Origin of the sequence: Dissulfurimicrobium hydrothermale (assembly GCF_022026155.1) — a bacterium.
Taxonomy (GTDB): domain Bacteria; phylum Desulfobacterota; class Dissulfuribacteria; order Dissulfuribacterales; family Sh68; genus Dissulfurimicrobium; species Dissulfurimicrobium hydrothermale.
Genome location: NZ_CP085041.1, coordinates 1,565,904 through 1,587,156, shown reverse-complemented (window position 1 = coordinate 1,587,156; position 21,253 = coordinate 1,565,904). Strand labels below are relative to the sequence as shown.

At 49.1% G+C, this 21,253-nt stretch carries 17 protein-coding genes and 1 pseudogene; 11 read left to right on the top strand and 7 right to left on the bottom strand.

Annotated features, from left to right (window positions below; all coding sequences use genetic code 11):
- Window positions 1-99: 99 nt before the first annotated feature.
- The 4 genes from LGS26_RS07605 to LGS26_RS07590 all read left to right on the top strand — a co-directional run bounded on the left by LGS26_RS07605 (window position 100) and on the right by LGS26_RS07590 (window position 2,910).
- The gene (locus LGS26_RS07605) at window positions 100-387 is read left to right on the top strand and encodes a HAMP domain-containing protein (protein ID WP_237888289.1); all 288 of its coding nucleotides are present in this window, start codon (window positions 100-102) and stop codon (window positions 385-387) included.
- Entirely contained in the window at window positions 377-1,222 is an 846-nt protein-coding gene (locus tag LGS26_RS07600; RefSeq protein WP_237888288.1) for a PAS domain-containing protein, read from the top strand. The genes LGS26_RS07605 and LGS26_RS07600 overlap by 11 nt, the downstream gene beginning before the upstream one ends.
- Window positions 1,219-1,653: a GGDEF domain-containing protein gene (locus tag LGS26_RS07595; protein ID WP_237888287.1), complete on the top strand. Its 435-nt coding sequence runs from the start codon at window positions 1,219-1,221 to the stop codon at window positions 1,651-1,653. Before LGS26_RS07600 ends, LGS26_RS07595 begins: the two co-directional genes overlap by 4 nt.
- A 102-nt stretch (window positions 1,654-1,755) precedes the next feature.
- On the top strand, window positions 1,756-2,910 hold the full coding sequence (locus LGS26_RS07590) for an iron-containing alcohol dehydrogenase (protein WP_237888286.1): 1,155 nt from the start codon (window positions 1,756-1,758) through the stop codon (window positions 2,908-2,910).
- Here the strand turns inward: LGS26_RS07590 and LGS26_RS07585 are convergent.
- A complete protein-coding gene (locus LGS26_RS07585) occupies window positions 2,907-5,327 on the bottom strand; it encodes a mechanosensitive ion channel family protein (RefSeq protein WP_237888285.1) in 2,421 nt (806 codons plus the stop codon). The genes LGS26_RS07590 and LGS26_RS07585 overlap by 4 nt on opposite strands.
- A gap of 395 nt (window positions 5,328-5,722) precedes the next feature.
- Here LGS26_RS07585 and LGS26_RS07580 point away from each other — a divergent pair, with 395 nt between their 5' ends.
- Window positions 5,723-6,187: a hypothetical protein gene (locus LGS26_RS07580; RefSeq protein WP_237888284.1), complete on the top strand. Its 465-nt coding sequence runs from the start codon at window positions 5,723-5,725 to the stop codon at window positions 6,185-6,187.
- 60 nt (window positions 6,188-6,247) lie between these two features.
- On the opposite strand, the gene LGS26_RS07575 is transcribed toward LGS26_RS07580, so the two are convergent.
- Window positions 6,248-6,655 (bottom strand): pancreas/duodenum homeobox protein 1, encoded by a 408-nt coding sequence (locus LGS26_RS07575; RefSeq protein WP_237888283.1) that lies wholly within the window; start codon window positions 6,653-6,655, stop codon window positions 6,248-6,250.
- Window positions 6,656-6,850: 195 nt separating this feature from the next.
- On the opposite strand from LGS26_RS07575, the pseudogene LGS26_RS07570 reads away from it, so the two are divergent.
- Window positions 6,851-8,051, top strand: a pseudogene (locus LGS26_RS07570) (IS256 family transposase).
- A gap of 60 nt (window positions 8,052-8,111) precedes the next feature.
- Here LGS26_RS07570 and LGS26_RS07565 read toward each other — a convergent pair.
- Window positions 8,112-8,864 carry a Mut7-C ubiquitin/RNAse domain-containing protein gene (locus LGS26_RS07565; protein ID WP_237888282.1) on the bottom strand — a complete coding sequence of 251 codons (753 nt, stop codon included), beginning with the start codon at window positions 8,862-8,864 and terminating at the stop codon, window positions 8,112-8,114.
- A complete protein-coding gene (locus LGS26_RS07560) occupies window positions 8,854-9,387 on the bottom strand; it encodes an O-acetyl-ADP-ribose deacetylase (protein ID WP_237888281.1) in 534 nt (177 codons plus the stop codon). The genes LGS26_RS07565 and LGS26_RS07560 overlap by 11 nt, the downstream gene beginning before the upstream one ends.
- Window positions 9,388-9,748: 361 nt before the next feature.
- Here LGS26_RS07560 and LGS26_RS07555 point away from each other — a divergent pair, with 361 nt between their 5' ends.
- From LGS26_RS07555 to can, 4 genes are all read left to right on the top strand, one after another.
- Window positions 9,749-10,423: a lipopolysaccharide kinase InaA family protein gene (locus LGS26_RS07555; protein WP_237888280.1), complete on the top strand. Its 675-nt coding sequence runs from the start codon at window positions 9,749-9,751 to the stop codon at window positions 10,421-10,423.
- 18 nt (window positions 10,424-10,441) lie between these two features.
- Entirely contained in the window at window positions 10,442-10,810 is a 369-nt protein-coding gene (locus tag LGS26_RS07550) for a DUF2294 domain-containing protein (protein WP_237888279.1), read from the top strand.
- A 294-nt stretch (window positions 10,811-11,104) separates the two neighbouring features.
- Window positions 11,105-12,883, top strand: a complete 1,779-nt coding sequence (locus tag LGS26_RS07545; protein WP_237888278.1) for a phosphoenolpyruvate carboxykinase — start codon at window positions 11,105-11,107, stop codon at window positions 12,881-12,883.
- A gap of 33 nt (window positions 12,884-12,916) precedes the next feature.
- Window positions 12,917-13,522: a carbonate dehydratase gene (gene can, locus LGS26_RS07540; protein ID WP_237888277.1), complete on the top strand. Its 606-nt coding sequence runs from the start codon at window positions 12,917-12,919 to the stop codon at window positions 13,520-13,522.
- A gap of 125 nt (window positions 13,523-13,647) precedes the next feature.
- Here can and LGS26_RS07535 read toward each other — a convergent pair whose 3' ends face one another.
- Complete coding sequence (locus LGS26_RS07535; protein ID WP_237888276.1) at window positions 13,648-14,748, bottom strand: amylo-alpha-1,6-glucosidase; 1,101 nt, start codon at window positions 14,746-14,748, stop codon at window positions 13,648-13,650.
- 225 nt (window positions 14,749-14,973) lie between these two features.
- On the opposite strand from LGS26_RS07535, the gene LGS26_RS07530 reads away from it, so the two are divergent.
- A complete protein-coding gene (locus tag LGS26_RS07530; RefSeq protein ID WP_237888275.1) occupies window positions 14,974-15,261 on the top strand; it encodes a hypothetical protein in 288 nt (95 codons plus the stop codon).
- 99 nt (window positions 15,262-15,360) lie between these two features.
- Here LGS26_RS07530 and hrpA read toward each other — a convergent pair whose 3' ends face one another.
- Together hrpA and LGS26_RS07520 are read right to left on the bottom strand one after the other, a co-directional pair.
- On the bottom strand, window positions 15,361-19,203 hold the full coding sequence (gene hrpA / locus LGS26_RS07525) for an ATP-dependent RNA helicase HrpA (RefSeq protein WP_237888274.1): 3,843 nt from the start codon (window positions 19,201-19,203) through the stop codon (window positions 15,361-15,363).
- 21 nt (window positions 19,204-19,224) lie between these two features.
- Window positions 19,225-21,237, bottom strand: a complete 2,013-nt coding sequence (locus tag LGS26_RS07520) for a ribonuclease catalytic domain-containing protein (RefSeq protein WP_237888273.1) — start codon at window positions 21,235-21,237, stop codon at window positions 19,225-19,227.
- Window positions 21,238-21,253: the final 16 nt, after the last annotated feature.

The window sequence follows — 21,253 nt, the reverse complement described above, 5'->3', positions numbered from 1 at the left end:
TTGAGCTGCAATGGTCGGTTTATCTTAGGAAATATATGCAATATATTGACAGTATAGTGTAAAAATTATAAACAATTTTATCAGATAGGGGTTTTATAATTGAATGTCATATTGCCATTTCTTGGGATGAAGATCCGAAATCTCATATATGCCCTTCAACAGGCGGCAAATGGTGATTATTCCATCAGGATCGAAAATGGCGGGCAAGATGAAATTGGCCAGATTGCCGGCTACTTCAATAATCTTATGGAAAGGCTCTCAGGGTTGGATCAACACGTACATTGTTTGGAGGAGCAGTTTGAAAAACGTTTGGCCGAACGAACCTCTGATATCGTCAGGCTTATATTTGATAATTGTTTCGAGGGGGGTATTCATCATGGGCCCTGATGGTAGGTTTTTAAGCGTGAATCACTCCATGGCCAGGATGCTGGGTTACGAGGGCCCGAGGTATCTTCTGCAGGAAAGCGCCGATGTTGGCACACCTTTTTGGGAGTCATCGGAACTGGAGCGGCTTAAGACAGAACTTGTTCAGAATGGCGTGGTAATAGATTTCAAGACCGTCTTAAGGCGGTGCGATGGCAGCGTCATCTGTGTGTCATTGAACGCCAAGGCCTATACTGGCTCCACGACCACTATTATCGAGGGGTTTTGCAAGGAAGAGCAGAGGTTGGGGCAACGAAACGTGTGGGAATCACGCATGCATGAAATGGAGGAATTCCTCCACCTATGCCATAGTACCCATGAATCTTATTCTATTATCGCCAAGTATGCAGAGATCCTTTTCCCGGATTGCAGAGGTGGCGTGTTTCTTTTCGATAATGAATGGAGGCGGCTTAAGGAGGTGGTCTCATGGGGTTCACCCGAAGGGCTCAAGATGGAATTCGATCAGGAGGAATGTTGGGCGATAAAACGCGGGAAACCATACAGTGTGTGCAATAAAGCAATAAAGCCTTTTTGCGGCCATGTCGAGATCCAACCATTTGAGCATCTTGTGTATCTATGCACCCCTCTCATAGCCCAGGGCAAAATCCTTGGTCTGTTGCACATCCAACCGCGACTAAGCATCGATAATGGGTGTATTGGTCTGGAAACAATCATGGGGCCGGCGGCCATCTTCGCCGATTATTTGAGTTTGTCTTTGGCCAATCTTAAATTTCAGGACTGGCTTAGGGAACAATCGATGACAGACCCGCTGACTGGTCTTTTAATCGACGCTTTATGAAGGAATTTGCAGAGAAAGAGATCAGCAGGGCTAGGCGTAACCATACCAGTTTTTCATTGATTATGCTCGACATAGACCATTTCAAGAGATTCAATGATATATATGGGCACGACGTAGGTGATGCGGCATTGAGAGAGATCGCTGATTTTTTCAGAAAAAGGTGCAGAAAGAGCGATGTGATCTGCCGTTACGGCAGCGAGGAATTTGTCATTCTCTTACCAGATTGCTCCCTTGAGGATGCCGTTACCATAGCCAACGGACTTTGTAGGGGTGTGAGGGAGCAGGTGCGCATTTTACACCACAATGAAACCCTCTCCTTGACCGTCTCTATGGGGGGTCGCCTCGAGTCCTGTCCACGGTTCAAGCGTAGACAACCTTTTGATAGCAGCCGACAGCGCCCTTTACGAGTCAAAGAGTGGCGGCCGCGATAGGGTTATGGCGGCCAAAATCCAATCGGCGCAGGCTGAAAGACAATGAGCTGATATCGTTAAAAGGGTAACGATCAGGCCTAATTCCTTAAAAAGGAGGTCAGGATGAACAACTTTGTGTATCACAACCCGGTAAAGATTATCTTTGGTAAGGGGACCATCAAGGAACTTGCGACGGCTGTTCCGGCTGATGCCAGGGTCCTTATGACCTATGGCGGTGGTTCCATTAAAAAAAACGGCGTCTATGACCAGGTTGCGGCCGCGCTTAGAGGAAGGACAGTTCTTGAATTCGGTGGTATTGAGCCCAATCCCAGATACGAGACCTTGATGAAGGCGGTTGAGATGGTGAAAGGTGAAAAGATCGATTTCCTCTTGGCTGTCGGGGGAGGAAGTGTAATAGACGGTACAAAATTTATAGCGGCCGTGGCGAGATATGCCAAAGGGGACCCGTGGGACATCCTCGCGAAAAATGCAGCGATCGAAGATGCAGTGCCGCTTGGGGTCGTACTTACCCTGCCTGCGACCGGATCCGAGATGAACTGTCTTGCGGTGGTCTCAAGGGATGCCTCGCAGGAGAAACTCCACTTCGGCAGCCCGTTTGTATATCCAAAATTTTCGATTCTCGATCCTGAAGTCACATATTCCCTGCCGAAACGTCAGCTTGCAAACGGCATTGTAGATACATTCGTACATGTCATGGAGCAATATGCTACCCATGATCTCAATACACCGCTTCAGGACAGGCAGGCCCTGGCAATTGTTGCAACCCTGGTCGAGATCGCACCGAAGGTCCTCTCGGATCGGATGGATTATGATGCCAGGGCGAATCTCATGTGGTGCGCCACCCAGGCCCTAAATGGGCTTCTATCGTGTGGGACTGAGGGCGATTGGGCGACCCATATGATCGGTCATGAGCTTACGGCATTCTTTGGCATTGATCATGCGCAGTCCCTTGCAATCGTGCTCCCAGGGGTGTGGGAACACCAGATATTCAACAAGGCGGAACGGCTCGCATCGTACGGCAGGATTGTTTGGGGTCTCGATCAGGCAAACACGATCGAAAGGGCAAGGGCCGCGATTGAAAAGACAGAGATATTTTTCATATCCCTTGGGATAGGCACCAGGCTCATTGATTATGGAATAAATGAAGACGGCGTCAAAAAGGTCATAGAGCGTTTCAGGGGACGTGGGACCATGCTCGGCGAGCTGAAAAATCTTGGCGCCGATGAGATAGGTCGGATATTGCATCTTCGGCTTTAGATTTTAGATGTAGAAGCGGCCTCATGTCTGCCCAAGTCCGGCGCCGGCCAGTTCCTGATATGGATATCCCTTTGGGGAAACGGTATTTCTATGCCGTTTTCCCTAAAGATGCGGTCTATTTCAAACATGATATCGCTTCTTATGTTAAAACGATCATTGATATTTTTTATATAGAAATTGAGTTGAAAATTGAGTGAGCTGTTGCCAAACTCCATAAACCAGACCTGCGGTGTTGGCAGTGAACCATCTTTAATGATGCCTTCGTGGGCATGGGCGACGTCGAGAAGGAGTCTTTTTACCAATTTTGTATCGCTTCCATAAGCGACACCGATATTTATGCGTACCCTGCCAGTCCTTTCATCCAACATCCAGTTTGTTACTTGGTTAGAGATGAGTTCGGAGTTAGGAATGATGGCGTCTGCATTGTCAAAGGTTTGTACTATTGTTGATCTCACACCTATCCGCTTGACATGCCCTTCCGTCCCACCCGCTACTATCCAGTCTCCCTTCTTAATCGGTCTTTCAAAGATGAGAATAAGGCCTGAGACAAAGTTGTTTACAATGTTCTGAAGCCCGAAACCTACACCCACAGAAAGCGCGCCGGCTATAATGGCCAGATTTGACATATCAACGCCGGCGACTGAAAGGGCGATGACTGCTGCCAGCACCAACCCTGCATATCTTATGATCGTGACAAGACCTTCTCTTACATCAGGTGTTATATCAAGACCGGTGCATTTATTCTCGATCTTGACCTTGATCAATCGCGAAAGCATCCAGAGTATGAAAAATACGAATCCGCCCATCAAGATACGAAACGGTGCGATCTTTATCTGTCCGATCTCAAAACCCTCAAACAGGAGGGCCGACACCCGCGAATACGTAGAACCTGTAATGCCCCATACAAGTAGCAGCAAGAGCCCTGACGTTGTCCAAAGGACGATGTCTACCATCAGCCTTAGCCAGATAAGCCCTGGAAGTGTATCATCATGTCTCAGACCAAGTTTCTCCCTGATGGATACCTGCCACGGCATCAGACCTTTTGAAACGCCTGCAGATATATCCCATACCCATCCCCTCATTATCCTAAGCGCGCCCAAGATGACAAGCGTGCCGGCGGTTCCACGCAGTATGAATAGTGAAAGGTTTCGATAGCCCAAGAGATTGAGGGCAAAAAGGGCGAGTACAAGTAAGGCTGTAACAATGCGGATCCCCCTTGTTGTTCCTTTAGACCCTTGGATATTGAGTAGTGGCCATATGACCCATAAAAAACCAAAGTCGACCAGAGAAAACAGTGCTATGTCAAGGAGGTCATAGATATTTTGTGGGATACCCTGGACCCTTGGCGCAAAAAGTATACTCGCCAGGGGTAGGAAAAGGATCAGCAAGAGATTTGTGCGCATCGATACAGCGTGGCCTGTGTTGATTTGTCGAAGAGTTATTAAGGGTGTTGCCGGGTCGGGTGGGGCGAAGAGTATTCTTACGGCGATCCTTGAGTAGATGTAAACGCAAAGTGCATAGGAAATCACCATAGAATACGAATGGGCGCCGAAATCCCCTGTCAAGAAACCTAGAGATATAGTGAAGATGGTTAAAGGGATGACGGCAGGGAGATATCGCGCACAGGTTGCAAGGAGGACCATTGACACCTTACCGCAAAGGCCATTTGTGCCGCATGATAAAACCCTGAGCCTCATGGTATGCCCGATCCAAAATCCAAAGACCGCCCCGATCAGGCACGCTATGCCTAGAAAAGTGTAATATCCATGGATGAGACGCCTTATACCTTTGTCTTTAAGAAAGGCGTTTCTTATGTCGACGATGTGTTGGTTGAGATTGTCAAGACTTTCGTCTACAAGCAGGGTTTTTATATCGGGTCTTTTGTGAAGCAGGCGTTTGGTCAATAGGTTGCTTTTTTCGGTTTCTATCCGCGGGATCAATTCATTGGCGTGGAGGGTTATGATGCGACACTCGGCAAGTCGGCTCTCGAGGAATGCCTTGCGCCTCATGAGAGACATTCGCTGATCGGCGATCCTCGCCGGCTCTCCCTGCGATGGCTGGCCTAAGGCATCAAGGGTTTCTTTGAGCTGATCGAGCCCTTCTTGTGTATTTTCGATGCAGTCGTCACTGCCTTCCTTTATGAATATGACATCTTTTTCAGCCTCATCCAGGCCTTTGAGATCGAATAATCCTGAAGAGAGCTTACGACTGATCTTGTTTAATGTGTCTATGGTGCGGGATGGGCTGAAACCATTGTTTTGCGCTGCAATGGCCTGCTGATGGGCATGAAGGCCCAAAAGCCATGTCAAAAACAGGATAAAAAAGGTCATGACCGCCGGCTTCATCCATGCAGTGCAGTTCGGTTGCTTGATTGTTGTAAAATTGTTATTGGTTTGGATTTTGCCGTCTTTATTCATTGCATTCTCTTTATTTTTTGCTGTTTTTGTCTCCAAGCTGGATTCTATATTCATACCACATGTATCAATTCAAAAAAACGTTCTCCGTTATAATTCGACGGAATGGTCGCGCCGTTTTGGTGATTGTCGGTTCGAAACAAGATTGATATTTAATAACTTATTGTTTTTATTAAATGTTATAATTGGCATTCTTTTTGTAAACTGTATCTGTAGATCAAAGAATTGGGAGGGGAAGGAGGTGATCAAGTTGGGCTTAAGAGGATGTGGGCGTTATGCAAAACACTGCACAATACACAAGTGGAGGGGCGAAGCACCTTAAGGCCTGTATTAGTTTGGAGACTCTTTGATCTCGGTCAATGGTTGTTTAGATCTTAAAAAGAATAAGGAGGAACAAGATGAAAAAAGTGTTCATTTTATCCTTAACGGTCCTTGCGGTCATGACGGCAATGGCCTTTAACGGCGCATCATGGGCTGGCAGAGGAAACGGGGTTGGATACGCTGCCTCACAGACAAGTGCCTGCGTCGGTCCTATGTCGAATGCGATACTTACCGGCACGCCTGTTACAATTACCGGCAGTGTCCAGGCGGTCTGTTACGGACAGGGCATTACGGTTGACACAGGCGCAGGGACTGCCGCTACCATTTACGGCCTCGGTCCGATCTGGTACTGGGACTCACTTGGTGTTGCAAGACCGACTGTCGGTGATGTGGTTGCAGTAAAGGCCTACGAGGTTACCTTTTCCGATGGGACAACCAGACTTATCGCGGTAAGCATCGATATAAACGGCTCAACCGTGACCCTGAGGGACATGTCCAGTGGTCTTCCGCTATGGGCCGGGTCTCGCTGGAAAAGGATGTAGCTTTAAAGACGGTCCCTTATCTTGCTTGGCCTGTGACGGGCGATGCAGCAGCTTCGCCCGTCATCGCGCCTCAAGTTTTATCTTGAGCGGGATTGCGTTTACCTTCGGCGCCTTTGGGGTGGTCGGCCCCAGGTCCCATTCCAGGACCTTCCAGCCTGGTTCAAGTCGTTCCGCTATCTTTTGTACAGCGCCTTTTATATCGATGATGGGATGCCTTTTAAATACTGCGGGGAGACCGCGGGTCAGGCTGCATGCCATGCATCTGCCAGGTCTTTCGGTCAAGCGGTATTCAAGTATAAGCTCGAGCCTATGTTCATCAAACAGGCTAAATCTCAGGGCGATGTCGAACGCGCCTTCTTCTGTGCCTCCGTAGATGGCTTCAAAAAATTCATCCGCCTTGCCAGGAGGAAACAGTTCTTCAAGGAATCCATCTGTTATGGTCTGTCTCAAGATGTTTTTTTTATCCATAGCCCTCACCGTTCAAAAATATTGTATGAAAAAATAACGAGAACAGATGAGGCGTTCAAGGTTTGAAATGGGGTATGGAAGGGATATTTTAAGCAAATAAACCAGTTTGGTCCAAATTTACGAGGGTGTAAAATAATTTGTGTAAATGGCCATTCAGGGGTATGTCGATATCCCACCCTTTAAAAGGAGATCATTATGGCCATTGAAAAAGAACTGTTGGATCGTCTGTTTGTCGGCTACGACTGTAAAAGACCCGAAGAGCTGATCGGGGAAAACGGGTTGCTCAAGCAACTGACCAAGGCCCTTCTGGAAAGGGCGCTGCAGGCGGAAATGGCTGTCCATCTGGGACACGAGAAACATGGTGCAATAGCCGTCAAAGGCGGAAATGCCCGTAATGGCAAATCCGTCAAGACCATCAAGGGTGAGTTTGGCAAGCTGCCGATCGATGTCCCTCGTGACCGCGACAGCAGCTTTGATCCGGTGATCATTCCGAAGGGGCAAACCCGCTTTTCCGGTTTTGATGACAAGATTATTTCACTCTACACCCGGGGTATGACCACCAGGGAGATTCAGGGGCATCTGGAGGATATCTATGGTGTTGATGTCTCTCCCAGCCTGATTTCAGCGGTCACTGACGCTGTTGCCGATGAGGTTAAAATCTGGCAGAATCGCCCTCTGGACACTGTTTACCCGATCATCTATAGGGACGCGATAATGGACATGTTATGAACAAGGCGGTCTATCTGGCTATCGGTATCACCATGGATGGGGTCAAGGATGTCCTGGGGATGTGGGTTGCGGAAAACGAAGGCGCCAAGTTCTGGTTGCAGGTAGTGACAGAGTTGAGAAATCGTGGGGTACAGGATATCTTTATTGCCTGTGTGGATGGCCTGAAGGGTTTCCCCGAGGCCATTGAGACGGTCTTTCCTCGCACCCGGATACAGCTCTGCATTGTCCATATGGTGCGCAATTCCCTGAGATATGTCTCATGGAGACAGCGCAAAGAGGTAGCTGCGGACCTCAAGACCATCTACCAGGCGACAACCGCCGAGCAGTCTGAGATGAATCTTACGGCCTTTGAGGAAAAATGGGATGAAACGCATCCGTCCATCGGCCAATCCTGGCGCAGGAACTGGGAGCGCATTATCCCTTTTTTGCCTATCCGTCGGAGATACGCAAGGTGATATACACGACTAACGCTATAGAATCGTTGAACATGTCGCTGCGCAAAGTTACTAAGAACCGGGGTTCGTTCCCCAATGACGAGGCTATGCTCAAACTGCTTTATCTGGCGCTGAACAATATCGCCAGGAAATGGACTATGCCAATCAGAGACTGGAAGGCCGCATTGAACCGCTTTTCCATCTTATTTGGTGACAGAATGCCTGCTTATTGAATATGAAAAAACAAGACCGTTTACACAAAATTATTTACAGGCCCTAATTTACATGGTAGCCTATCTATTTTGTCGGACAGTTCGGATTGATCTCAGCATCTCTTCCATCTTTATTTTGTGAGAACCTGGCCAGTAGATCCTGTCACAACCTGGGCAGAGATAAAAGGTGTCATAATATCTTTTTGTAAGTGGTTCCAGACGGTAGATTATCTTGTCTTTTTCGATCGGTTCAAGGACGCTGTTACAGACCAGGCATCTTGTGAAAGGTGAAAGCCTACATGTTAGATTAAAGAGGTTGACGATCTCGGCCAGTTGCCTCAAAGGTACGGTTTCGCGGACAAGGTGCCCAAATATTACCTTGCTGCGTTTTAGGAGTCTTGTGTCCCTTGTGAGAAGTATCCGTTTCTCAATGCTTGATATCTCTGCAAGCTCGGCGTCAGAGAGGCCGTTTTTGTAAGCTGTATCCATACCTACCATCCTGAGCAATATGGCAAGTCTTCCAACATTTACGTCCGCAAGGAAGCGTATTTCATAAAGTGGTTCAGGCCGCAAGAGCGATGGTATGGAAAAATCAACCGGCGCGTCAAGGGCGTATACATCAAGCCTGTCTTTGGTTTTTACTTGGTAGCTAAAGGAGACCTCTTCACCGTTTGCCTCGATCCTTCCGATCTCTGTATGGGGGACGCCTAGTGCCTCTATCATGTCCTTTACGGATGCATTACGGTCGGAGTTGTGGATTATTGTACCGTTGTCTATTAATGGGATGGAAACGAGCCCTTTTAGGTCTCCGTGGAAGACGATCTTAATCGCCATATACTCTGGCCGCCTTTGCCAGGGCGCTCTCATAGGCCTTTCTGGTATCGGCGTTGAAGCAAACAAATATGACCTTTTTGATTGTCCGATCTTTCAGAATCGCCTTTTTGGCCTCTTCAACGGCTATCATGGCCGCGATATCCTTTGGGAACCCGTATGCCCCTGTGCTTATGGCTGGAAAGGCAATGGTTTTTAATTCATATGCCCTGGCAATTTCAAAGCATCGCCTGTAACAGCTGGCGAGAAGTTCTGGTTCTCCCCGGCTTCCACCGCGCCAGATTGGGCCTACAGTATGGATGACATAGCGCGCAGGTAGCCGGTAACCCATTGTTATTTTTGCATCGCCTGTTGCGCACCCGCCAAGTCCGCGGCATTCCTCGAGCAACTCTGGCCCTGCCGCCCTGTGGATGGCGCCGTCCACGCCACCTCCCCCCAGAAGCGAATTGTTGGCCGCATTTACAATTGCATCTACATTAAGGGTTGTAATATCGCCGTTTGTGAGTTCAATGTAATCCTGCCACATGATATCATTTTATTATTAAGATATATTTATTAAAATCAAGTGTGTTCACTGGGTAAAACATATCGGCATTGTTATCGTATTAGCCCTTAAGATAACTGCATTGCACTGTCATGACAATCAACAAAGGTATTTTTCGTGTTCAGCAGGATCAGAAGATCTGTCATATTAATTGTTCATATGATGGAGGAAACTGCAGTACAAGTTATTATATTCATAAATCCCTACACTGGTTTAGACACGTCGCATATCTATGGAAGAGATATTTTTAACAGCGGAAGAGAAACGGCTTTTGATCAGTTGCAGGCTCCCTTGCGGCTGGAGGCATGTGAGAAGCTCATCAAATGCTTGGGTGGCTTCATGTATGAAGATGGATGGAAGGGTTTATTACTTCAAGTATTTCATCAAAAGATCATTCAAGGAAGGCATAAAGGCGGTATTCAAGGGCGCCAGGGCAAAGAGGTTTATAAAGGAGGCTATACGCCTCAAAAGGCTCGGGTTTCTTGCTCCGAACGTCGTTGAATATGGCGCAGATATGAAGGCCAGATTTAAGGGTGAGGGGTGGTGCCTTACAGAGGAGATAGTCGGGTTGGGGGTTATGGATTTCTGGCGTGAAAGGCTCGGCAACAATGAGAAAAAGATGTTCATCTCCGCACTTGCCAAAGAAATCGCAAGGCTTCACAATCACCGGATTCGCCATGGGGACCTGAGATTGGGCAATATTTTTGTTATAACCGATCCGGATCCATCAGACAAAAATAAATGGCGTTTTGCCTTTTTGGACAACGAGAGAAACCGTCAATACATTTTAAGGCTTCCGTGGGGCGAGAGATGTCGCAATCTTGTCCAGATGAATATGGACGCCGCCCATTTGGGTATACGCCATAGGTTGTTTTTTTTGAATGTCTACTCAGATGCCGTGGGGCTGGATAGTAGGAAGAGACGCGCCTTGATCAAAGATGTAGCTGCATGGACTGAAAGACGGATGAAAATTAAAAAGGCGCGTTCGACCCACTTGGTTGTTCAGACTTTTAAGTAAGAGGTAAGTTAAGACGCCATGAAAAAGACAAAAGGGCAGCTTGAGGCTGAAATAAGTGACGTCGTCATTAAATTTGAGAAGGAATATATGGGGAGGGGGCCTCTTGAAACCAAGACCTATTTTATCGATGATATGGTGCTGGTTCGGCTCAAAGGGGTCCTTACTCGGGCCGAATGCCAACTTGCTGTACCTGGTGAGATTGATGGCGGCAGGGAGTTGATCAAGAAGGTGCGGATTGCCCTTATGGAAAAGGGCAGACCCTTGCTGGAGGCGGCAGTGGAGGCCATTGTCGGACAGAAGGTGATAAGCCTTCATACTGACATCAGTACTGTTACAGGAGAAAGGATAATTCTTTTTACTCTGGCCGCACCCATTGATTTCGAATAATTAATTTTTCAATTAAGAGTTATCTGACCTTGACATCTCTGACATTTAATTTAATCTTCTAACTAGATATTGAAGGGCCCTTATTAATAAGGCTGGTCAGTATCAGCCGGTGTTTTTAAGGAAGCACTGGCCTGTTTCTTAAAAATACAGCCGATATGCCCGGATGGGCCTGGCAAGGGTGCAAACGGGATAAGAGGCCGAAGAGTTACCGGTTAAAACGGTGATCTTCGGCTTTTTTTATGTAAAAAAACTGTAGGTCTATTGGCAGATATCGGCGCCAAAAAAGGAGAGAATATGGCGATTAAAGGGTTTGTCAGGGAAGGGCGGCAATATATCATCTATACTGATGGCAAGATATGTGCGTCCAAGAGGGAACTGCTCCAAAGCGATGTCTTTGAGCATATATTCAAGGATTTTGTTGAAAGCCTGTGCCGCCAAGACTCTTCCCTGCTGGATTCCCTTGGTCTGGATATGGCCAGCGGGCATGATCTAAGGCGGATGATCAATATCCTGCGCGCCCTCAGCGAACATCCGCTTGAACAGGTGACCTCGCTCCTGCCTGCCGCCAGCATATTAATGGAAAGCCGTTACCGTTATGCCATCCACCAGTTCGTCGAAAGGTTGTATGATTATTGGCGATCGTTTGACAGATACATGGTCCTTCTTGCCGGGGTCGGGCCAGGGGGTTCCAACAGGCGACCTTACAGAGCTTTCAATGATACCCTCGTCGCCTTGGCCCATCAGGTGCGTTCACTCTACAGGGACATGTGTGAAAATATAACCGGCACACATCCTCGAGTTTACCGGCATGTAGCTGCCGGCTGCAATGCCGGCGTCATTGCAGCTCCAAAAGATTCCAGGCTTCCATCGGCATATAGAGATGCCCTTGAGGATGTCCCGTTTATCCGGCAGGTTTGGTTTGCGCCGCCCTTTGTAATCGACCCACCGACAAATACGCGTACTGGCCGGTTCAGGGCCGTTTCGGTAAATCCCATCGAAGGTCTCCATCTATCAGCTGAAGAATGGCTCTGCTATCCAGCTAGGGTAGGGCCTGTGGTGATTTTTATTTATTTCCATCGGAGGTTCATGGGATTGGGGATCTCACTTTCCAATTTGTTTGAGCTCGCCTTGGATGAACAGATCGAGGATGGACCGGAGGCGGTGTATGTCTTTGGCGTACCGGCCGATCATATGGCGAAATTCGGTGATCTGCCCACCGTTTTCTTTGATGACGCCGAAAATGGTCTGCTTACAGCGGCTATTCCCCTTGAGGATCGCTTTGGTTATTTTGGTTATTTGAAAAAGATGGCGCTGACGTTACACAATATCGTCATGATGAAGCTGGGCCGGATGCCTTATCATGGCGCAATGGTGCGCATTTTGCTTAAGGGTGGTAATGAGGCGAATATTTTGATAATAGGCGATACGGCTGCAGGTAAGTCGGAATCCCTTGAGGCCTTTCGTAGCTTAGGTAGAGATCTTGTTCAGGAAATGCGGGTTGTGGCGGACGACATGGGCTCTCTGGAGATTGCCAAGGACGGTCGTGTGATCGCCTACGGCACCGAGACTGGCGCCTTCATCAGGCTGGATGACCTGCAGCAGGGGTATGCCTTCGGTCAGATCGACCGGGCCATCATTATGAGCCCTCAGAAGGTGAATGCCAGAGTGGTGCTGCCGGTTACAACCATCGAGGAGGTGCTGCATGGATATCCTATCGATTTTCTGCTTTATGCCAACAATTACGAAGAAGTTGACCAGGATCACCCTATAATCGAGAGATTTGACTCGGTGGCCCGCGCCATTGAGATCTTCAGAGACGGCGCCGTGATGTCCAAGGGCACCACCGCTGCAACCGGCTTGGTCCACAGCTATTTCGCCAATATCTTCGGACCGCCTCAATACCGTGAGCTGCATGATGATTTGGCCTTGGGGATTTTTGAGACCGCCATCCGCAGCGGTGTCTTTGTCGGGCAACTGCGCACCAGGCTTGGTATCCCAGGATATGAAACCAAAGGACCGCATGAGGCCGCTATAGCATTACTGCGACTTATTTCATCGACCCAAGAGGTATAATTCTGTAAATAAAAATAAAAACAAATAAATAAAATGACTCTTAAATGTTTGTTTGACAACAACAGGGCATGGGCTGACGGCATAAAGAAAGAAGACCCGGCTTTCTTTGAAAGACTCTCCAAGCAGCAGTCACCTAAGTATTTATGGATAGGGTGTTCGGACAGCCGGGTTCCGGCGAATCAGATCGTTGGCATGCCGCCAGGCGAATTGTTTGTGCATCGCAATATCGCCAATATAGTTGTCCAGTCTGATATAAACTGTATGGCCGTCATTCAATATGCTGTAGAGGTGCTAAGTGTGCAGCATATCATTGTCTGTGGACATTATGGATGCGGTGGCGTGAAGACAGCCATGGATATGGAAGAAATAGAATCATATGGCTTGATCAACAATTGGTTGGGCCATGTCAGTGAAGTTTACCGGCGCTATATGAAAGAAATCAATGCCATTTTCGATGCCGCGCAGCGGCTTGACAGGCTGTGCGAATTCAATGTCATTGAACAGGTGCACAATGTCTGCCGAACCGGTTTTGTCAGGAATGCCTGGCGAAAGGGGCGAGACCTTTACGTACATGGCTGGATATATAGCATCCGGGACGGAATATTAAAGGATTTGGATGTCTCTGTTAACCGCATATGAGCACAACCATTAAAGCAGCCGACCATAACTAAACCCATCTGCACATTTTGTAAAATCTTTTCAGGTTAATCTTCGCATCTTATTTTAATATACAGGTACAAAACAAGCGACAAGCAATGGCGTCATTAAAGGATTACTTCCAATTCCGCCTGGCCGCTGCGTTTCAACACGTTCACTGCCACGTCTGATCCATGTCGCCGTAGCAGTATATCCAGATATGAGTTACCGATGGGCAGTGACTTAATCCGTACCCAGTCAATGAATTCAGGGAGTCTTGGATGTTGCAGGCGGATTTTGTTGAGAGCAGCATGGGGTTCAAACCCGAGACAGGCGGCGAGTAAGGCAAAGGGGGCCGCCGCCGCCCAGGCCTGAGGCGTGCAGGCTACCGGATATAGCGTCGGCCCTTTGTCCCTGTGGCGGCGGAATCCGCAGAACAATTCAGGCAGGCGCCGTAAATCCATATATGCCGCCGCTGTAAAGAGTGCCGAAGTGAGCCTCAACAATTCCTTTATATGGCCGTAACGAGCGAGTCCGAACCCGATGATGGCATTGTCATGGGGCCAGACCGATCCATTGTGGTATGAGGCTGGGTTGAAGCGCGCTTCTTGCGCGCCCACGGTGCGGATGCCCCAGCCACTGAACAAATCGGGGCTGAAAAGCGTTTGTGTCACCTTGGCAGCCCGTTTGGGATCAGCTATGCCAGAGAACAATACTTGTCCGGCATTGGAAGTACGTACCTGGCATGGGTGCTTGTTGCCGTCGAGGGCAAAGGCATATAGCTGTAGGTCCTCGCACCAAAAGTATTCCTCGAATTGCTCCCGGAGATTGCGAGCCTTTTCTTCCAAAGTCGCCGCCAGGGCGGTTTCCCCCATACTGCAGGCCATGGATGAGGCCAATTGCCGCGCCAGATAGACGTAACCTTGCACCTCGGCGAGGGCGATGGGGGGAGGAGCCAAGCGTCCGTCGGCATGGAATACAGCGTCTTCGGAGTCTTTCCAGCCTTGATTGACAAGGCTACTTGTATTACGGTGGCCGTATTCGACAAAACCGTCTCCGTCTATATCGCCGTAGCGGTCGATCCACTCCAGCGCTGCTTTGATCTGGGGCCAAATGGCCTCCAATGTCTGTCGGTCCGCAGTGCGCTGCCAATACAGTCCTGCAAGGACTACAAACAATGGGGTTGCATCTACTGAGCCATAGTAGCGGCTAAATGGAATTTCTCTCAAGCGGGCAAGCTCGCATTGCCTTGTCTCGTGAAGAATCTTGCCAGGCTCGGCATCGGCGCGTAGGTCCTCGGCCGTTGCTTGATAGGCAGCAAGAAAGCTTGGTCGGTGAATTGATCCTTTTGGGTATCGGGATGGGTATGTTTACCCCGCCGAACAATAGTGCAATTATGGGTGCCGCACCAAGAAATAAACTCGGTTTGGCTGGTGGCATTTTGAATATGATTGATGCGTTCTTTGGGTCTGATTTTCGGTGTAGATATCTCTGGACTTCTATTTTCAAGCCTGGAGCATAGATATCTGTCTGAACACGGGTTCCAAGGTGTGGCGCATGTATTTAGAAACGGCAGGATCCCGCTTGACTTAAAAAACCATGCCTTTATGAGCGGCTTCGTCGTTGTTATAGGTGTCCTTGTTGTCATGAATCTTGTCGCGGCGATCCTTTCGATGATGAAGGACAAGGGCAAGGTGGACGCCGAGGCGCTTGCCGCAGCGAAGGAATTTGAAGGCGTCTAGATCAATATTATCCATGTAGATGGAGACATGGGGGTCTTTGTGTTGAAGGCCGCATGTCTCCATTTGAATCTCTGCCGAGATAAAATTCGCAATCAAGACTCAAGGTCCATTTTTGGTCATTGCGCCGTCCTGTAGGACCTTTGCGATATGCTCCCACTTCTCATCTAGGCGTTTTTGCGAGACTGTGACGATGGTCTTCAGCTCAGGCGCAAAGATAGAGATATAATATTCTATAACCAAAAGCCTGAATTCCGCTATGAGCCCAGCGAGTTCAGCGGGTCTATTCCCTTGACTGAAAGCGGCATTCGCTGTATCCAATCGTTCTTTGTACGGTCTGACCCGCTGGGATTTTGCGGCGTCCTTCAAGGGGTCTGTATAAGCCCTCTGGGCGCGGATGGTTAGGGCCTTGAGCCGTCTTGTCATGGCCTCGCATGATTCGTCCGATCTGTCGCCGGCCTCTTCAGGAGTAGGAGCGACGGCCCATGGGAGACCGCGTGGGAACATCTCGTCGAGTTCCATACGCATCTCCTTGTAGGCCTGCTTGGTTGCAAGGCCTTTACGCTCGGCCAATCGTTCCACCTGAGCCATGGTTGCGCCCAATTGAACGATGAGAGATTTGAGTTGTTTCAAATGTATTTGGGCGTCTTTATAGAGATTGGCCTTTAGGTATTTTAGCCTCTTGAGGATGTCGCCTCTGGAAGGCAGACCATGCCAATACCACCGGCCAAAAAAGACATCTTCGATCCATTCAACCATGGATTCTTTGAGTCTTTCCGCGCCGCCAGCCCAATGGATGACATTAAGAGGGACTTCTATAAGTGATATATTTTTTTTAAGATAGTGCAACTCCTTTGCGAGGGCAAAGGAGAATTCGCATCTCAGCGACTGGCGGGTCATCGATATCGCCTCGTCTTGGGAACGGAGCACACTGATGTGTAGGCCACCGTGTTCATCACGTTCAATGGCAGGGAAGAAGGCGATGCCTAGACCGTCCGGTCCTACTGACAGCTGTTCAGGCAGATCTGGCAGGTCGTTTAGGGAAGGAACCGGTCTCTCAATACAGCGCCTGAGCCAGCCCAGGGTCATATCAAGATCCACGGCCACCTTTTCTCTCAGTGCCATGCGCAAGGCCTCAAGATCCCTGCCTGCGGCCAAGGGTCTGCCGCCATCATCTATCACCTCAAACCTCATGACTAGATGGGGAGGCAAAGACCTTTGATCTGGCCACTGATCCCTTGTCACTGTAATGTCGTACAATTTATGCAGCGTAGCCTCTATGGCGTCAAAGAGTGTACTTTTATCCCGTTGTGCCTCAATATGTCTGCATATAACATCTGTCGTCCCGACAATAGGAATGAGTTTATTTCTGATCTCCTTGGGCAATCCGCGTAAAAGAAAATCTACCTTTTCTGGCAGGAATCCAGGAACAAGCCATTGGAAATCTTCCTGCCTCAGACGGCCGATGGCCGCAAGCGGTATTCTGGCGGTCAAGCCGTCTCTTTCGTTGCCTGGACTGAAGCTATAGACAAGTTCTATCTCTTGGCCCGATATATTCAGATGGCCTGGAAATAGGTTTTGGATGTCATCCGCCTTGATATCTTTTAAGATGGCGTCCCTGTCCAAAAACAGAGGCAGGTCTCCAACTAACCGTATCGCCCTGGCAAGGGTGCGTTCATCCGATATAGGTCCAAGGCCTGAGGCCTCTTCAAGCACCTTGAGTCCGGCATCAAGGTGAGTTGCCGCTGTGTCTTTTTCATAGATGTCACGCCGTCTTATTCGGCCGACAAGGCCTTCCAAGTCGGATATAATCTGCCTGTTGTGGGTCAAAAACGGATAGTCTCCCTTGAGATTGCACGTTGCAAGGCCCTGGGATATGAATATCTCCCTTGCCTTCTGTGGATTGATTCTGGAATAGGATACAGGCCGTCTTGCCGCTACGACAAGCCCGAAGACAGTTACGCACTCCCACGCCATAACTTCCCCTCTGGCTCTCTCCCAATGCGGGTCTGAATACTCCCTTTGAGCCAGAGGTCCTGCGAGCTCTTCTATCCACTCAGGTCTTACCTGTGCCACGGTCCTTGCAAAGAGTTGCGAGGTTCTTACAAGCTCGGCTGCCACGATCCACCTCGGCCGTCTCTTGAAGAGCCCAGAGCCGGGGAATATTTGGATCTTTGTGCCCCTGGCCCCGGCATATACCGACTCTTTCTTATTAAGAAAGGCGATGCGGCTTAGAAAACCAGCCAAAATAGAGCGATGGAGGGCGTCGAATCCTGCAGGGCGGTCGTTGAGATGAAAACCACCGGTTTCGATCAAGATGTCCAGTATTTGATCATGGATCTCCATCCACTCCTCTATACGCTGAAAAGATAGTAGATTGTCTTTGCAAAGGCGCCTGATCTGATTCTTTGTAAAGCCTGCCTGCCTTTTTTCATGGATGAAGTTCCAAATCTTTATATAGCTTGCAAAGTCGGATGATTGATCTATGAAGACGCTGTGGGCCCTGTCGGCCTGCGCCTCCTTCTCCGCCGGACGTTCTCTAGGATCCTGGATACCCAATGCCGCTGCTACTATGATTGCTTCTCTCAAGGCATTTTCCCTTTCGGCCTGGATGATGATGCGAGCAATGCGCGGGTCAAGCGGAAGCCTTGCCATAAGACGGCCCATAGGCGTAATTCGTCCTTGCCTGTCCAAAGCACTTAGCTCTTTAAGCGTATCGAAGCCCTCTTTTATAGCCTTTTCAGATGGGGGGTCCAGAAAAGCGAAACCTGAGACGTCTTTGATCCCCATGCTGATCAGCTTCAAGATCACCTCGGCCAGGTTTGAGCGCAGTATCTCGGGCGGTGTGTAATCATGCCGATGTTCGAAGTCCTCTCTGCTGTAAAGCCTTATACAGATACCGGGGCCGGTGCGTCCCGCCCTGCCGGCCCGCTGTTCGGCGCTTGCCTTTGAAATTGGGACGACAGGCATGGCGGTTGTCCTTGTGCGGATATTGTAGCGGAGCATCCTGGCCAGTCCCGAGTCAACTACATAGCGTATGCCAGGGATGGTGAGAGATGTCTCTGCAATATTGGTAGCGATGACGATCTTGCGCTGGTGTGACGGGGCGAATATCCGCTGTTGGTCAAAAAAACTTAAACGTCCGAACATGGGCAATATCAATACATCGCGGCCCCAACGGGACTTCAAGAGTCTTGTCGCCTCAATCACCTGCCTTTCCGTGGCCAGGAAGGCGAGAACATCGCCTGTGCCACCTCCGTCCAGGAGTTCATCTATGGCTGCAGCCACCTGCTCTTCAGGCGTAGTGGCCGCTTCATCTCCAGGTAAAAGAAAGGGCCTGTAGATGATATCGACAGGATGGCCTCTTCCTTCGATCTTCACCACCTCGGCGTCAGGGAAAAGTCTCAAAAATTGCTGCGTATGGAGCGTAGCCGAAGATATTATTAGTTTCAGTTCTGGCCTTGATGGCATAAGGCCCTTGATGACCCCGGTCAGTATATCGATGTTAAGGCTCCGTTCGTGCGCCTCATCAAGGATCACTGTATCATAGGTCCTGAGCCTTGGGTCACTCTGCAGCTCTGCGAGGAGCATGCCGTCGGTTACGAATTTTATAATGGCGGTCTTTGGTGTACGATCCCTAAATCTTACCTTGTAGCCTACAACGGCCAGGCCTGTTTCTCCAAGCTCTGCTGAGAGCCTGGATGCCACAGCAATGGCGGCTACACGCCTTGGCTGTGTACAGACGATGCGGCCCTGTCTGCCTCTACCTGCCGCTATAGCTATCTTTGGAAGTTGAGTTGTCTTTCCACACCCCGTTTCACCTATAACAATGACCACTCTATTGTCTTCTATGGCCTTGCGCAGCTTTTCCCAATAAGGGGCTATAGGTAGCCCTGGCGGGCAAGAAATGTCAAGGTTTGAAGGCAACCAGCTTGAAATCGTCACATCCTTTGGTTCAGTCGGCGCCTAATGTCTGGTTCCATTGCACCAATCGACCTTCAGGATATTTTCTCTGGCGTTTACCTTTTTTATGTTTATTTTTATATCCTGATCCATAGAGTAGGTAGAGCCAGGACGCTTAGGCAGTTCGACCGGCATGAGATAATCGGACAATACGGCAACCACCTTATGCGGACCTGTATCAAGTATCCATGCGTCAAGAGGCATATTTATACGACCCTCCATGTGTTTGAGCACAAAATACCGCATCCTTGTTTGTTTGATCGCAGATGCGGCCGCAAGGCCATGTTGCAGGGTTGCTGACATCTTTTCCAGGCCCTCTATGTCATGCAGCGGCGATCCGCATCTTAGAAATGAGTCCAGTTGCTGTTGCATAAGGAGATCAAGGCCCCGCCTCAGCGGCGATGTAACGGTTGTATAGGCGGCCAGCCCCAGACCGTGGTGGGCTTCGGGTTTTTTGACAAGCCCGCCTTTGCTTATGAGACGTCTTTGTCTGAAGTTGGCCTTAATGTCAGTCTCGGCGCCCGAGATGATCTGTTCCCTTGGCGGCGGTTGGCTCCTGTAAAGGGCCGGTATGAAGTTGTCTCTCAGGAACTCGGCTGCAATTCTGTTGGCCAGGATCATGTATTCCGCCACAAGGAAACGCGCCGGCCCAGGATTGGTGAGTTTTATCATCACACCCTTTTCCGAGTCAAATCTTATGACAAGTTCAGGAATTGGAAGAGGTAATGCCCCTTTCTCGATCCTTGCGGATTGAAGCATCCTAGCGAGTTGATATGCCTCTGAGAATATGCCGCCCTTTTCTATTTCTGAGTCGGCATCTTCATAGCTCATTCGATTGCTGACGCGTATTAGAGTACGTTCTATGTTTGTCTCGAGTATGGTACCATTTTTGTCGAGTTTTACAAAAAACGACAACGCCGCCCGTGGTTCGTTTTTATTGAGGCTGAAGGCGTTCGAAGAGAGGATATCCGGGATCATGGGTATTGTGAGGTCAGGCAAATATATACTAGTGGCCCTGCTCAATGCCTCCTCAAAAACAGGAGATCCTGGGTCTATCTTGGCGCCGAAATTGGTTATATGAATGCCAAGTTCAAGGCCGTTTCCGCATCTTTCAAAGCTCAGCGCATCGTCGATATCGGTGGTTTCAGGACCGTCGATGGTAAAAATACAGGTTTCCGTGAGGTCGCGTAGACCCTTGGTATCCAATGTCGATCTAGCCAATTCCATGGCATGATTGATTACAGACCGTGGGAAGTCGGCCTTGATGTCGAAACGGTACAGTTCTAGGTTCTCATCTTCACCCCATATCCCAGTCTTCACCAAGGTATAAAACGGTACCATAGGCCGATTTAGGCCGGCTTGTTTAAACAGCCCCTTCACCTCGGCTGCATATCCCGATTCCTCACCTTTTATGCAAAAATCCTTTATGGCTTCGACCCAATAGGAGATATCCGGATCTTTGGCGTCGTAGAGCAATTTGTCCTTGGCGTCTCCCCATATCGTGTTTAGCCATCCCAGACCTGCACTTAACCTTTCAAGCCTTTCTTTTTCGAGCATCTTTTGCTCCAGCAAGCGCCCGACGTTTTCCGCTGTCTGGACGGCTATCATGCCATCCCTGAATTTGAAGTGCACGTGTTCGTCTATGACGGCCCTTATCACAGCCGCTTCGTGATCAGGCCCGATGTCTTCGACGTTAAAGGCAAGTCCTGTGAGTTCTGTTGGAGACCAAATCTCCCTGTCATCCCTGACCAATTCCCATAACTCGGGTATGTTGATCGCCGTCTTCAAAATGTCGCGTTTCGCAAAAATCGATCGAAGCTCCTGAAGGTATTCATTCCTTGTAGCGGTCTTTATCCGCTGCGGCGAAACATGGAGAAACCTTGTCTCAGGGAGGTTCATTTCCCTCCCGAGGTGCGTGAGAAGGTGGTAACGATTGCCCTTTTTGCCTATACACATGGCCGTAAAAAAGCGCTGATTTTCAAGGAATTCCACTACTTGATTGTTTGCAACATCCATGTTGTAAGGTATTATC

What these genes read in the sequence shown, in the direction of transcription:
- LGS26_RS07600 (WP_237888288.1), top strand. Translation starts at nt 377, where the DNA reads ATGGGCCCTGATGGTAGGTTTTTAAGCGTGAATCACTCCATGGCCAGG.
- LGS26_RS07530 (WP_237888275.1), top strand. Translation starts at nt 14,974, where the DNA reads ATGCGTTCTTTGGGTCTGATTTTCGGTGTAGATATCTCTGGACTTCTA.
- LGS26_RS07550 (WP_237888279.1), top strand. Translation starts at nt 10,442, where the DNA reads ATGAAAAAGACAAAAGGGCAGCTTGAGGCTGAAATAAGTGACGTCGTC.
- LGS26_RS07555 (WP_237888280.1), top strand. Translation starts at nt 9,749, where the DNA reads ATGAAGATGGATGGAAGGGTTTATTACTTCAAGTATTTCATCAAAAGA.
- LGS26_RS07580 (WP_237888284.1), top strand. Translation starts at nt 5,723, where the DNA reads ATGAAAAAAGTGTTCATTTTATCCTTAACGGTCCTTGCGGTCATGACG.
- LGS26_RS07560 (WP_237888281.1), bottom strand. Translation starts at nt 9,387, where the DNA reads ATGTGGCAGGATTACATTGAACTCACAAACGGCGATATTACAACCCTT.
- LGS26_RS07575 (WP_237888283.1), bottom strand. Translation starts at nt 6,655, where the DNA reads ATGGATAAAAAAAACATCTTGAGACAGACCATAACAGATGGATTCCTT.
- LGS26_RS07585 (WP_237888285.1), bottom strand. Translation starts at nt 5,327, where the DNA reads ATGAATAAAGACGGCAAAATCCAAACCAATAACAATTTTACAACAATC.
- LGS26_RS07590 (WP_237888286.1), top strand. Translation starts at nt 1,756, where the DNA reads ATGAACAACTTTGTGTATCACAACCCGGTAAAGATTATCTTTGGTAAG.
- LGS26_RS07520 (WP_237888273.1), bottom strand. Translation starts at nt 21,237, where the DNA reads ATGGATGTTGCAAACAATCAAGTAGTGGAATTCCTTGAAAATCAGCGC.
- can (WP_237888277.1), top strand. Translation starts at nt 12,917, where the DNA reads ATGACTCTTAAATGTTTGTTTGACAACAACAGGGCATGGGCTGACGGC.
- LGS26_RS07595 (WP_237888287.1), top strand. Translation starts at nt 1,219, where the DNA reads ATGAAGGAATTTGCAGAGAAAGAGATCAGCAGGGCTAGGCGTAACCAT.
- LGS26_RS07545 (WP_237888278.1), top strand. Translation starts at nt 11,105, where the DNA reads ATGGCGATTAAAGGGTTTGTCAGGGAAGGGCGGCAATATATCATCTAT.
- LGS26_RS07565 (WP_237888282.1), bottom strand. Translation starts at nt 8,864, where the DNA reads ATGGCGATTAAGATCGTCTTCCACGGAGACCTAAAAGGGCTCGTTTCC.